Source organism: Spirosoma gilvum (assembly GCF_054776815.1).
This window is the reverse complement of record NZ_BAAHBH010000016.1, coordinates 1-12,708: the sequence shown is the minus strand read 5'-3', so window position 1 is coordinate 12,708 and position 12,708 is coordinate 1. Positions and strand designations below refer to the sequence as shown.

The window sequence follows — 12,708 nt, the reverse complement described above, 5'->3', positions numbered from 1 at the left end:
TACGAAGCCTTTATATTTACCAGACCTATGCGTCTGAAAGATAAACTCCCACTCAGTTATCTGCTGTTTACGACCCGAGGCCGCATCAATCGGTCGACCTACTGGACCGTCTCGGCGTTTATCTGGAGTACCTTCTATGTGCTCCACACCCTCCTCCACGAGTCGATCGGCGAGGGAGCCACCTATGTTCTGTATCCGCTGCTGCTCGGTTCGCTCCTGTCCACCGCCACCAAACGACTACACGATACGAACCGCTCCGGTTATTGGCTCCTAACCGTTTTACTACCCGTTCTCGGACCGCTCTGGCTCATCTATCTGCTTGGCTTTCGGAAGGGCAATCCGCAGAAAAATAACTTTGGTACGGTACCTAATGAAGCTGCCGATTATTTAAAAAACGATAATGGCCAGCCAATTCCAGATCGCACTACACCTAAACACATCATCAACGATGTTACTCAGCTAAATCCTGTCGTCGTGGCTGATGTGTTTCGCCCTAAAACTGTCGAAGAATTACAGGAAAAGATTCGCACCACTACAGGATCAGTTTCGGTAGGCGGAGGTCGGTTCAGTATGGGTGGGCAAACGGCTAGTTCCAACAGCCTGCATATCGACATGCGTGGGCTGAATCAGGTGCTGCATTTCTCGAAAGAAGATCGGGTAATTAAGGTGCAGACGGGCATCCGGTGGTGCGATATTCAACGGTTTATCGACCCGCAGGATTTGAGCGTTAAAATCATGCAGACGTATGCCAACTTTACGGTGGGCGGTTCGCTGAGTGTCAATGTGCATGGACGCTATATGGGCCACGGGCCGCTCATTCTGGCCGTACGGGCGATCGAGCTGATTCTGGCCGATGGGTCCTTGGTGAAAGCCAGTCGTACCGAAAACCCAGAGGTATTTTTTGGCGCTATTGGGGGCTACAATGGGCTGGGCATCATTGTAACGGCCGAGCTGGATCTGGAGGAAAACGTCGCGGTTCAGCGTGAGTATCAGAAACTTCCCTATACCGACTACCGAGCTTTCTTTTTCGAGAACATACGAGACAATACCGATGCCGTTTTTCACAATGGCGACATGTATCCGCCAGCCTTCCGAAACATGCGGGCCGTTACGTGGGTGAAAACAACGAAAAAGCCGACCGTTAAAACCCGGCTGATGCCGCTTCGGGAATCGTATCCACTGGAACGGTATTTTATGTGGGCATTCACCGAAACGGTCTTTGGCAAATGGCGTCGGGAACATATCATCGATCCGTTGCTGTACCGAACCCAACCGATTCACTGGCGCAACTACGAAGCTGGCTATGACGTCGCTGAGCTGGAACCGCGCTCCCGCAGTAAACGCACCTACGTATTGCAGGAATACTTCGCTCCTGTTGGTCGATTTGTGGAGTTTGCGGAGAAAATGAGCGAGATTTTTAACCGCTACCGGGTCAATGTTATCAACGTATCGGTCCGGCACGCCCGAGCTGATGCCGGTTCGTACCTGGCCTGGGCGCGTGAGGAGGTATTTGCGTTTGTGGTCTATTACAAACAACATACCGACGAAGTAGCCCGAAATAAAGTCGCCATCTGGACCCGCGAACTGATCGACGCGGCTCTGTCGGTAGGCGGAACCTATTATTTACCCTACCAACCTCATGCAACACCCGAACAATTTCACCGGTCTTATCCGACTGCGACAAAATTATTTGCGCTCAAACAAAAACTAGATCCCGATTTCCGGTTTCATAATGTATTCTGGGACACGTATTATTCGAGTTCTAGCTCGCTCCCTTATCCGAAGAAAACACAATTATCCTAGCCAAAGCCCCTCTCCTGTTTTCAGGAGAGGGGTTGGGGTGAGGTTGACACGCAACACAAACCAACAAATCCAATGACCACGCAAACGTCCGAATTTCACGCAGTCTTCGATCATACGAAACCCCGCGACGCCTTTTATCGCTTTTTGCAGGTGGTTTTTCACCTCTATCCCGAAGATAAATTCCACCACCTGATCGGTGAGGTGACCAAACGCGAAACCGCCGACGAACAGATTTACAAAACGATCCAGAATCGGCTGTCGAGCATCAAACCCTTTCTGTCGGAATTTACCTATGCGCTACCAGCTCTTAAGGTACAGAAGAAAGAAATGACCCGGCAAATGCTGGAACTGCTGCCCGTCGGGGCCACGGTAAATGGGTATGTTGAAATCGGATCGCCGGGCCGGTACATCAGCGAACTGCGAAAAAGTCTGCCCATTAGCGGCCCTATTTACCTGGTGAATGATGTAGCGCCTACCTACAGCCCAGCCGATATTATGGAGCGTGGGCAGTTGACCAAACTGGGTACGTTTATCGAATCGCACGATTTCGACCCCATCGGTGCCAGCGACATTCCCGATGCGAGTGTCGATCTGGTCACCTGCCTGATTGGTCTGCACCATACCCGAACCGAAAAACTTCCGGGTTTCCTGGCGTCGATTTACCGGATATTGCGTCCGGGGGGCTGGTTCATCCTCCGCGACCACGACGTTAAAACACCGGATATGGCTACGTTTGTGTCGCTGGTCCATACGGTTTTCAATCTCGGCCTGAATGTAAGCTGGGAAATCGACCAGAAAGACTACAAAGATTTCAAACCGATGGAGGAATGGAGCCGGTTAGTAACCAGCGCTGGCTTTACAGATGCCGGGAAGCGACTCCTTCAGGCTAATGACCCATCGGACAATACGCTGGTGCTCTTCACGAAACAATAACGATGATAACCCAATCGATAAACGCTAAAGTGGGCCTACGTGTGCTGCTGTTCCTACTTAGTTTACTGACGTTTTCTGCCTGCTCCGACAAAAAGAAATCGAGTCAGGCAGAAGCGACTAGTAGCGAAAAAGTCCGGAAAGATACCAGTGAGATGCAACCGCCTGCCGCATTTACAGAACAGGCTGAATCCGGCAAAGTGGCTGCTACTCAAACGAGTACCTGGCAATATTCAAACCGTGTCGATAAGGAAGGGCGTACAGTGTATAAGGCATCGATCACCTCACCCAAGCTGCTTGAGTTCGATTTCCCATACAATGGCGGCTCCATGGCAACGCTGACGATTCGCAAGCGGGAAGCCGATACGCACGTGTACATTCAGGTATCGAAAGGGCAGTTTAACCGGAGTTTTCAGGAAGGCAAAGCACGCGTTCGGTTCGACGGAAGCACACCAATTACCTATTCGTTTTCAGCCGCCGAAAATGGCAGTGCCAATGTTATTTTCTTCGATTCAGAAAAAGCCCTGATTAAACAGATAAAAGCCGCCCGTACCATGTTTGTCAATGTTGATTTTGCCGGTCAGGGCAATCGACAGATTGAGTTTCGAACAGCCGGACTAAAATGGAATAACTAATCCTATGCTTCGACTACCCATCTTAACCGTCATTATGGTCATTGTGGCCGTTGTTCTTTTCGTTCGGTATGGCCGGAACCAGTTGACCATTCCGGCTGGGAAAGGCTGTGTGGTGCCTAAAGACTGGCTGGTCAGTAATCCGCACCCGATTACGCCGAAAGAGCACGTACGTCCGGCCGACCAGACCTTTCTGACCTATCCCGAATGGTTTCTGGTACACAGCCCTGCCGAAATTGCCGATTATGCGCAGGGCCATACGACAACTAATTTTCCGTACATGAGCCATGTTAAACAGCTCTGGCAAAGCTACGGCATTGTATACGATCAGATCAAGGAAGCCTTTCCGTTCAACACGGGCTATCATGTCATGATTTGGGTGATTGGTGTCAGCACCACCGTCGAATATGCCCTGAAAGCCCTTTACGAAGTGGTTGTTGGACGATTGACCAACCCAGCGAATGGTGCGGTAGTGACCGACGAAGACAAGTTCAATGCTCAGTTTACGCAGGATTACGTCGATTTCATTCGGGAACTACCCTGGTATGAATTCGACTTCAGATCGCGCATTCCCCGGCTGTTCCGCGAAACCTCCTTCTGGGGGCCACATTTCATCCGTAAGTGCGAACGCAAATACATGCTGCTGACCGAATTGCTGGTGAAAGCCGGGTATGGCTACCTCATCAAGTTAGGCACAAAGGCCGCTTACGACGAAGCCCTGCTGACTACCGCCGTCCTTGTCGATAAACTGCCCACCACATTACCGCCAGCCGCTAAAGCCAAACTTCTGCAAACCTACCCCGACAGTTCGGCTTTACTGCTGCTTCCTCGCTATGAAGCGTTTCATCCGGCTGTATCAGCACTCGTTCAGCAGGGCGTAACCTTTCGCGAGATCGCTGGCAACAAATCGGCATTACTCATCACATTGCTGGCTCCCGAATCCTGGCAACCTACTTCACCCGACTTACAGTTAGTATTTACCCAACCAATCACGACCAAACCTGGCCTGAAACGTGTGGCGCTTGTCACTACAGTAGATAGGCTCCACAAAACGATTCGCTATGTGCAGGAGCAAGGTGTAAAAATTGAGCACGTGTACGACTATTAATAGCCTACATATGACTGGCCAGCCGCTAGTACGACTAGGGTAAACTAGCGGGGTCAATCTCGTCGATGTTGGCCCGGTTGGCATTTGTGTGGTTACCAAAGCGTTTTTCTAACTGACGCTGTAACTTAGCGACTACGCTATTGAGCAATGCATACCAGTTATCACCCGATTCGTCGGCAAATACGTCGTTTCCGGGCACCCCATACTTGATACCAACATGCTTGTCGTTGCTTCGCTGGTTGGGTTCCACTTTCAAATACACATCGGCTGTAATAACATCTCCTTTGTAGAAACGCTGAAGCTTCGACAGCGCATCCAGCACAGAAGCCTGGAGATCATCATCCAGGGTAAACCCTACCGACTCAATATCCAGTCGAACCTTATCTAAATTCTGGTCTTGTTGCATAATCTGTTTCGTTTGAAAAGCCGTCGGATCACGACAGTGGCTCTGTTCTATAAATCCGATTAACCGAATTTTGTTTAAAACCAACGGTTGCTTTTCAGACGACGGTATTGGTCAAATCGACGGGGTGATTCATTTCATCAAGCGCACATCGTAGATAGCCCCGGCAGCGGCTCCCTGGGTCGCTTCAAATTTTACAGTGATGGTGTCAGCTCTTAGAATTGCGTCGGGGATAGTGTAGCTCTCGTCGAAAAAACCAGCGTTGGTTTCCTTTTCAAAGGCTACGGTTTTGAGTAAGGTGTTGTTCAGATAAAGGTTGAACGACTGGCCTTTATCGGCTCCGTGGTAAGTGATTCGTAACTTTTTAGCCGCCTTCCCGGTGTTCTTAAGCTCATAACTAAACCAGCCTGTTGCCCGTCGGTAATGCACGTCCTGAAACACACCCGTTTCGGTGCGCTCCCCCTGAAAGTTGTGATCGGATTCGGGCTGCTGTTCGCCGGGCGCTACCTTATCGACGGTTACTTTTTCCAGGGCTAGTGTCAGTTCATCGTTTTTGCGAAGTCGATTTTCGGTGCTGTCGATTCCGTCAGGCGTTGAGAAAGGCCAGTACACCACATAGCGACTGTCATGAATCTGAAAGAACGGCTGCAATTGCAAATTCTTAAACCGATTCTGGTGCACTACATCCGAGAGGGTGTAGGTGAGCGGTTTGCCCGATACAGGCTTCAGAAATGACGAAAAATCGGTACGATTGCTTACCAGCAAAGGCGCCTGCGTCAGCGGATAAAGCGGCCCGTGGGCAATGTGCCCCATCCGGCTGTCGTCGGCCTTCAGACCCGTTAGATGTTTATCGTCCGTTACAGCACCTAATACAATTGGCCCATGCAGAAACGAAACCCAATTCGACGAATCGGGCAGTTGCTCGGCTGTCGTCGTCATCGGCAAAGAAACGGTTAGCTTATCGCCCGATTTCCATACCCGATCGAGTTTGATATATGACTGAGCATCGGGCTCGGCAGCAACAGCTTTGTTATTGATCCAAACGCTCATGCCTTTGGTCCACTGTGGCTTACGCAGGTGCAGGACGAAACGCGAAGGCTTTTTCAGGTTTAGCGTCAGTTCGGTCTTTTCATCAAACGGAAACTGTGTCTGTTGGGTCAACGTGATGCCTTTCCCGGCCCAGTTCAGCACTGATGGAATAAACAGATTAACGTACAGGTCGTTGGCATGATGGGCATAGATTAACTCACCATATTTGCCGTGATTTTCCATACCCGATCCTACGCAACACCAGAATCCTTCCTGTGGCTGTGAGTACACACGGTAATGCTGAGGACGCATCGGGGTGAAGTACACAAATCCACCCGATGCGGGATGTTGCGACGACAGAATGTGATTATACAACGTCCGTTCGTAATAGTCCAGGTAATCGGCCGACGGATTCGACAGGAATAAAGTCTCTGTCAGCTTCAGCATGTTGTAGCTGTTGCAGGTTTCGGGGCCTTCGACCGAGTTGACCATCGACGTGAAATTGGTAGCCGGATGAAAATGCTCGCGAACACTGTTACCGCCAATCGAAACCGTACGATGCTGAACTACCGTTTTCCAGAAGAAATCTGCCGCATTGGCCCAGGCTGTATCTCCAGATTCCTGCGCTACGCGCATGTAGCCAATCACTTTAGGAATCTGCATGTTGGCATGTAGTCCATTGAGCTTATCCTGATGCGCTACCAGTGGATTCAGGGTCGTATTGTCCGAAAACCGACGAGCCAGTTGCAGGTATTTTTTCTCGCCCGTCATGGCTGCCACATCCGCAAAGACTTCGTTTAGCCCACCGTGCTCCGACTTGAGCATGGTCTGTAGCTGACTATCCGATAGATTGGCCGTTAGGTTCATCATCCAGTCGGTCAGTTTGATAAGCATCGCCTTTGCCCGTTGGTTACCGGCAATCTGGTAGGCATCCCGCAGGCCCGCATACAGTTTGTGGATGTTATAGAGGGGCACCCATTTTTTGTTGAGCGAAAACGAACCTGCATCTATTTTCCCCTGAGCAATCTCCTGCCACATCGCTTTGCCGCCCGGAATGCCACCAACGTAGCCATCACCATTTCGCTGCTGGCACGTGTCCAGCACGGCCACCATATAGGTAAGTCGTTTCTGCGCTTCAGCATTACCCGTTGCAGCTACCATCTGGGCCAGTGCCGTTAGGTAATGCCCCCCAATGTGCCCATCCAGACCCGTATTCTCCCAGTTCCCATAACTAGCCACCTTTGTCGGCAACCCTGCTTCCCGCCGATAAGGAGCCAATAATCGGTCCGGATCGAGCTTTAGCATATACGTCAGATCGGTCTGCTCGGCCACCTTAAACGGTCCCGGCAATAAGCGCACAGAAGCCAACGGAAAGGTTTTTAGTTGCGATTTCTGACTGTAAACGCTTGTTGTTATCAGGAGCGGCAGAAAAATAAGGCGTAGTAGTAGGGTAGGTAGCTGCTTCATGGCATTGCGTCGTTTAGCGGATATGCCGCTAAGTTCCGAGTTAAAATCGGCTATTTATAGAGTATAGGTACTTTATACCCTGAACAGGCTGAGTATAGGTCGATGGTCCGTTGAAGGTTTTGTCGACTTATTTTCTGGATTGCAACTGTTTTAAGATGGCGGCCAACTCCTTCGGCTTACGCATGTACGGCGACAGATCGAATAAGGACACTTTTCGAAATTCAACGGGATGGCTTTCGCTTTGTAGAGAGATGTAGCCCTCCTGGATTAGCTGGCCGTCTTTTTTTACGGCTGGGTCATGATGCGACACGTTACCACCACCAATCTGCGGTTTTTCGTAGGTCAAAACGGTATCACCTTCAACAATGTGTTTGATGAGCGAATCGCCCAGCACCAGTGCTTCGGCATGTACCCATTTGTCGCCCGCGTAGGTCTTCGACCGGGAATCCATACAGTGTGCGGTAAACAGCTTGCCATCCAGTACGACATTAGTACCGGGCGTACAGAGATTAGCCGTGTGTCGCTCGTGCTTACCATCCCCGCCCAGAAGCTGCATTTCGAGCGAAATAGGAAAATCCTGCTTCAGGCCCATTGATTCCGGCGATTGGCCGTGTAGCATAGCTCCACTGTTGCGGATAGCCCAGCCTGGCCCACCTTTTACCTGGTCGCCCACAAACCGATATTCGATAACCAGCAGATAAGCCGAAAACGGTTTTTTGTAGAAAATATGGCCGTACTGTTCATCAAAGGCCTGGTACTGGTCGTAGCGCACCACCATTTTGCCGTCCTCAACCCGAAATGTATTGCCAAAATTATCGCCCAGTGGATGACCACTCAGTTTAACCGACCAATCGTTCAGGTCTTTGCCATTGAATAAGTCGATCCATTTTCCCGGCCTGGATTTGGGCTGAGCCAGACAGAGCACCGTCGTACTCAACAGTGTAAGGAGTAATGAGAAGAATCGCATAGGTCGAAGCGTTAGAGATGCATAGTTAGAACGGGAGAAGTTATAAAAAAAGGACAAGACAGTGCCTTGCCCCTTTCCAAACCTACCTAAACTCTATAGTTTAAACCAGAGCCACAAAGTGCACAAAGAGAAAATGCACTGATCGTAAGTAGATTGCGTTCTGCGTTCTTTGTGGCTCAGTGTTTACTAAATTTCCGGGCTTATTTATTGGCCAGCCGAGCTTGTTTTCGCCGAAGCGGCCGTTGAACCAAACAGGAGCCAGTCCAGGCTAAATAGATCGCGGTTAGGCGTTTCGGATCTGACAAACACGAAATATAAATCGTGTTGACCACCCGGATCTTTTAGGGGGGCGCTCAGCTCTTTATAGTTCTTCCAGTCGCCAGTAGCCGGATAGGCCAATGTACTGATGACCGTTCCTGTTGGCGAATCAGTATGCACTTCGATAGTAGCTCCTTTATCTTTCGATGAATAGAAATACGTAAGCTGGTCAATCCCTTTCAGGTCGATGCCCTTCAACACAAAATACGACCCGTTGTGAATGCTGCCTAGTCGTTTTCCCTGTCGGTTAATGTTGTGGACTTCATCAGCTTCGCTGCCCAATACTTTTGTGGGTCGCAGCACGAGTATGTCTGTTCGGGTCAGTGCTAATTGGGTGCGTGGCTTACCTGTTGGCGGAGTCGAAGACCCTTTATCGGTATAGGAAGCCGTCAGCACATAGCGCCCGACCTGTTCTTTCCCAACGTGCTGGTTCAATGTGAGCATACCCTGCTGAGGAAGCCGGTTTTCAGACGGTTCATTCCCTACCGATAAGATGTATTTCACCATTTCGGTGGTTTCTTCACGCGAAAGCTGCGGGTGGGCACTCATAGAATGTTCTCCCCAAACGCCACCACCGCCGATAATTATTTTGTTAGCCAGCTTGGCTGTTGCCGTTTTATCATCCCGATACCGTTTAGCGACCTCACTAAAGGCGGGGCCTACCGACTTAGCCGTTAATTGATGGCAGGCTTTGCAATCGGAACCCGCAATCAGGCTTTTGCCCATACTAAACGAGGCAGTTAATTGCTGGTGCCCCACCTGCGGCTCCGGATTCACCTTGGGAATGTAGTTCAGCACCACGTTCACTTTCTTTTTATCGATGGGCTTATCTTCCTTGTCCTTAATGAGCACATTGTAGTTAAGCGAGCTCGACTTTGGGGAAAAGAACGTGCGGTTCTGCGTCGTCTGAATCGCTACCTGCGGTGCCGTGTTGCCCACCTTAATGGTCAGCTTATCGGTAGTGGATTTGCCCTGCTGGTCCGTAACGGTTAGCGTGGCTTTGTAAATGCCATTTTTCCGGAAGGTATAGGTGGGGTTAGCCTCCGTCGAGGCAACGGTATTGCCCTCAAAACGCCAGGCATACGTCAACTGGTCGCCTTTATCAAAATCGTGGCTTTGGTCGCCTTTGAAAGCCACCGTTAATGGAGCCAGCCCGATCGTATCGGTTGCGATGGCTTGTGCCACCGGAGCGCGATTACCCCCGTTGAAGTCAATTCTGACCAGCCGGGCGTCTTCGTTGTCGATGCCATACACGGAACCATACTCCAGCATATACACACTCCCTTCAGGGCCAATCTCCATATCAACAGGTCGCCGAAAATCGCCGGTTTTGGGCATAAACGACTCCATGTACTGGTAATTCTGCTGTTCATCCAGCCGAACGGCAAACACCCAGTTGCGCATCCAGTCGTACATAAACAGGGCTTTGTCGTAGTAGGCAGGTAGTTTGGTCGATGATTTCAGGTTCGGGTCATAATGATAGACTGGCCCACCCATCGCACAGCGACCGCCTACGCCCAATTCCGGAAACTCATCCGATTTGTTGTAAGGGTACCATACCATCGGCTTTTGGGTAGGCGGCAGCGTTTTCATACCTGTATTGTTGGGCGAGTTGTTGACCGGCGCATTTACATCGAAAAGCGACCCGACGGCTTTGGTAGAAAAATCATACTGATGATACGGCTTGCTGTCACCCACAAAATAGGGCCAGCCATAATTGCCCGCTTTTTTTGCCTGATTGAATTCATCATAGCCCCGTGGTCCTTGTGGCCCATCGGTGCCCGAATCAGGTCCAATTTCACCCCAATAGACAATTGATGTTGCTGGGTCAACCGAAATACGATAGGGATTCCGGCAGCCCATCACATAGATTTCAGGACGCGTTTGTGCTGTGCCTTTCGGAAACAGGTTGCCTTCCGGAATCGTGTAGGAGCCATCGGGTTCAACATGAATACGGAGGATTTTGCCGCGTAAATCGTTCGGATTTCCGGCCGATCGCTGGGCATCGAAGGTGAGTCGACCTTCGCGCTGGTCGATGGGTGCAAACCCACTCGATTCAAAAGGGACGGTATTATCGCCCGTAGAAATAAACAGATTGCCGTGGGCATCCCAGGCCATCGAACCGCCCGTATGGGCACTCACTTCCAGGTCAATCGGAAATTCGATGATCGGCTTTTCGCTGGCTACATCGAGTGTACTATCATCGTTGATTCGGAAGCGGGCAATGCGTTGTCTGGTTTGCTCGCCGGTCTGAATGGTATAGAAAAAATAGAGGTAATGGTTCTGCCTAAAATTCGGGTCGATGGTCATACCCAACAGGCCATTGAGGTATTTGTCGACGGCTTTTACGGGAAAATCATACAGCAGCCGGGTCTTTTTCGAGGCTGGATCATAGAGATAAAACTTACCCGCCCGCTCCACAAAAAATACACGACCATCGGGCGCTACGGCCAGTTCCATGGGCTCATTCAGATCGTTGGAGAGAACCGTTTTGGTAAAGCGATTCTCCTCTGGGCGGTTTAGGGTATCGGCCAGAACCGGGCCGGGTCGGGTGAGCGAGCGATGGGACATCCGATGGTCGGATAGTGTAGCTACCCCAAGCAGCAGGCTGGCCGATAAGCTGTATTTGATAAACGATAGAATCATAACTGAACGAAATGCCGAACTGGTACGAGTTTTAGGAATAGCCAATCACCGTTTCTGCCCACTCGTGTTAATGGTCAATAGATGATTTGAATAATGCAAAAGTAGTATTCCAACAGTCTAAAGAGGGGTTGGTTTTCGTCAAAAAAAGGGGGTAAATTGGTCCTTAGTGCTGAAGTGGTTTTTTCAATACAGTTTTTACTTCCTGAGTACCTGTTGAGTCTATCTTACCAGTTATGCCCAGTCTGAACCAGACCCGTTTCGTTTTGAACACAGTACCGTAAATGAAGGACTTTCGCATCGTGATGCGATGTGCGTTACATAGCATAAAAAAGGATTTATCCGGATAGGCAACATCGCTACGAACGAATATTCATTAAAAGAATACGATTTACCCCTGGACGATCAGGAAGGTTTTACTGGTAACCGAATATGTCCGTTTCTGAACTAAATCTGTCCAAAAATGGACAACTCTTCACTTAGCCCAATCGTAAAACTGCCTTTTCAGGCTTCCTAGCCACTTTTGACACGTTTGGCCTATGATTTGTACGACAAAGCCTATACTAATACAACCTTCAATCAGTGAATAAGGCTTAATTCTGACAACTCTATATCTTTTTTATCATGAAACGGCCCTTTTTAGGGGAGCTAGAGGAAGTTGTCCTGCTGACGGTGGCTGCTCTGCAGGAACAGGCATACTGTGCCGCCATTACCCAAACCATTGATCAGCAGATGGCCCGCAGTATTAGCTTCCCCACAGTCCACACTACCCTGCAACGGCTTCAGGAGAAAGGTTTCGTCTCCTCCCAGATGGGTGGTGCCACCGCCGAGCGGGGAGGTCGGCAAAAACGACTCTTTACGATCACGATGTCTGGTCAGCGAGCCCTGATCGAATGCCGACAAGTACGCAGCCAATTGTGGGAGCAAATTCCAACCCCCGTTTTACAGCTATGGGGCATTTAACAAATCCTAACAAGCGGCATTCAAGGCCACCGAAACGCCGACCGGCGGCCCGGCGGCCACCCCCCTGGGCCGACTGGTTATTGAGCCAGTTTAGTCCGCCCGGTATGGAAGATGAGCTGCAGGGCGATCTGCTCGAAATGTACGCGTACTGGGTGAAGACCGTTGGTGTACGGGGTGCCCACTGGCGGTATGTCTGGGCCGTACTGCGGGTGATTCGTCCCTTTGCCTTGTTTAGGCCCCAACCAATGAGTACGCTCAACCTAATTCCTTTAGCTCGACTATGTTACTCAATTATGTTAAAGTTGCCTGGCGCAACATTAGTTAGGACTTTCGCTTATAGGGTAATTGCTGTAATTCTGGGGTTCGCTAATTCTTGACTCAAATAGTCGGAAAACAGCCTGGTACGTACTCGATACATGGTTTCACCCACTTGTCGAGCCTTAAC

The 12,708-nt window shown here is 50.2% G+C and carries 10 protein-coding genes and 1 pseudogene; 6 read left to right on the top strand and 5 right to left on the bottom strand.

From position 1 onward, the window contains the following. Positions 1 to 27 precede the first annotated feature (27 nt). From ACYVFD_RS31260 to ACYVFD_RS31245, 4 genes are all read left to right on the top strand, one after another. A complete protein-coding gene (locus ACYVFD_RS31260) occupies positions 28 to 1,803 on the top strand; it encodes a DUF805 domain-containing protein (protein WP_461094546.1) in 1,776 nt (591 codons plus the stop codon). A 72-nt stretch (positions 1,804 to 1,875) separates the two neighbouring features. Continuing rightward, positions 1,876 to 2,736 carry a class I SAM-dependent methyltransferase gene (locus ACYVFD_RS31255; RefSeq protein WP_461094545.1) on the top strand — a complete coding sequence of 287 codons (861 nt, stop codon included), beginning with the start codon at positions 1,876 to 1,878 and terminating at the stop codon, positions 2,734 to 2,736. 2 nt (positions 2,737 to 2,738) lie between these two features. Next, the gene (locus tag ACYVFD_RS31250) at positions 2,739 to 3,368 is read left to right on the top strand and encodes a hypothetical protein (protein WP_461094544.1); all 630 of its coding nucleotides are present in this window, start codon (positions 2,739 to 2,741) and stop codon (positions 3,366 to 3,368) included. 4 nt (positions 3,369 to 3,372) lie between these two features. After that, on the top strand, positions 3,373 to 4,473 hold the full coding sequence (locus tag ACYVFD_RS31245; protein WP_461094543.1) for a hypothetical protein: 1,101 nt from the start codon (positions 3,373 to 3,375) through the stop codon (positions 4,471 to 4,473). 34 nt (positions 4,474 to 4,507) lie between these two features. Here the strand turns inward: ACYVFD_RS31245 and ACYVFD_RS31240 are convergent, their stop codons facing one another. The 4 genes from ACYVFD_RS31240 to ACYVFD_RS31225 form a co-directional block, all read right to left on the bottom strand. Further along, complete coding sequence (locus ACYVFD_RS31240) at positions 4,508 to 4,879, bottom strand: HPF/RaiA family ribosome-associated protein (RefSeq protein WP_461094542.1); 372 nt, start codon at positions 4,877 to 4,879, stop codon at positions 4,508 to 4,510. A 129-nt stretch (positions 4,880 to 5,008) separates the two neighbouring features. Further along, positions 5,009 to 7,372 (bottom strand): beta-L-arabinofuranosidase domain-containing protein, encoded by a 2,364-nt coding sequence (locus tag ACYVFD_RS31235; protein ID WP_461094541.1) that lies wholly within the window; start codon positions 7,370 to 7,372, stop codon positions 5,009 to 5,011. A gap of 127 nt (positions 7,373 to 7,499) precedes the next feature. After that, entirely contained in the window at positions 7,500 to 8,339 is an 840-nt protein-coding gene (locus ACYVFD_RS31230) for a 3-keto-disaccharide hydrolase (protein WP_461094540.1), read from the bottom strand. A 204-nt stretch (positions 8,340 to 8,543) separates the two neighbouring features. Further along, a complete protein-coding gene (locus tag ACYVFD_RS31225; RefSeq protein WP_461094539.1) occupies positions 8,544 to 11,303 on the bottom strand; it encodes a PQQ-dependent sugar dehydrogenase in 2,760 nt (919 codons plus the stop codon). 621 nt (positions 11,304 to 11,924) lie between these two features. Between ACYVFD_RS31225 and ACYVFD_RS31220 the strand changes: the two genes are divergently transcribed. Together ACYVFD_RS31220 and ACYVFD_RS31215 are read left to right on the top strand one after the other, a co-directional pair. Further along, entirely contained in the window at positions 11,925 to 12,263 is a 339-nt protein-coding gene (locus ACYVFD_RS31220; protein WP_461094538.1) for a PadR family transcriptional regulator, read from the top strand. Further along, positions 12,251 to 12,640: a permease prefix domain 2-containing transporter gene (locus ACYVFD_RS31215; RefSeq protein WP_461094537.1), complete on the top strand. Its 390-nt coding sequence runs from the start codon at positions 12,251 to 12,253 to the stop codon at positions 12,638 to 12,640. Before ACYVFD_RS31220 ends, ACYVFD_RS31215 begins: the two co-directional genes overlap by 13 nt. On the opposite strand, the pseudogene ACYVFD_RS31210 reads toward ACYVFD_RS31215, so the two are convergent. Beyond that, a pseudogene (locus ACYVFD_RS31210) lies at positions 12,598 to 12,708 on the bottom strand (IS701 family transposase); the annotation flags it as partial. The gene ACYVFD_RS31215 and the pseudogene ACYVFD_RS31210 sit on opposite strands and share 43 nt — an antisense overlap.

Bases quoted from the DNA above. Each gene is read 5' to 3' on its own strand.
- ACYVFD_RS31255 (WP_461094545.1), top strand. From the start codon at position 1,876: ATGACCACGCAAACGTCCGAATTTCACGCAGTCTTCGATCATACGAAA.
- ACYVFD_RS31245 (WP_461094543.1), top strand. From the start codon at position 3,373: ATGCTTCGACTACCCATCTTAACCGTCATTATGGTCATTGTGGCCGTT.
- ACYVFD_RS31240 (WP_461094542.1), bottom strand. From the start codon at position 4,879: ATGCAACAAGACCAGAATTTAGATAAGGTTCGACTGGATATTGAGTCG.
- ACYVFD_RS31230 (WP_461094540.1), bottom strand. From the start codon at position 8,339: ATGCGATTCTTCTCATTACTCCTTACACTGTTGAGTACGACGGTGCTC.
- ACYVFD_RS31250 (WP_461094544.1), top strand. From the start codon at position 2,739: ATGATAACCCAATCGATAAACGCTAAAGTGGGCCTACGTGTGCTGCTG.
- ACYVFD_RS31225 (WP_461094539.1), bottom strand. From the start codon at position 11,303: ATGATTCTATCGTTTATCAAATACAGCTTATCGGCCAGCCTGCTGCTT.
- ACYVFD_RS31260 (WP_461094546.1), top strand. From the start codon at position 28: ATGCGTCTGAAAGATAAACTCCCACTCAGTTATCTGCTGTTTACGACC.
- ACYVFD_RS31235 (WP_461094541.1), bottom strand. From the start codon at position 7,372: ATGAAGCAGCTACCTACCCTACTACTACGCCTTATTTTTCTGCCGCTC.
- ACYVFD_RS31220 (WP_461094538.1), top strand. From the start codon at position 11,925: ATGAAACGGCCCTTTTTAGGGGAGCTAGAGGAAGTTGTCCTGCTGACG.
- ACYVFD_RS31215 (WP_461094537.1), top strand. From the start codon at position 12,251: ATGGGGCATTTAACAAATCCTAACAAGCGGCATTCAAGGCCACCGAAA.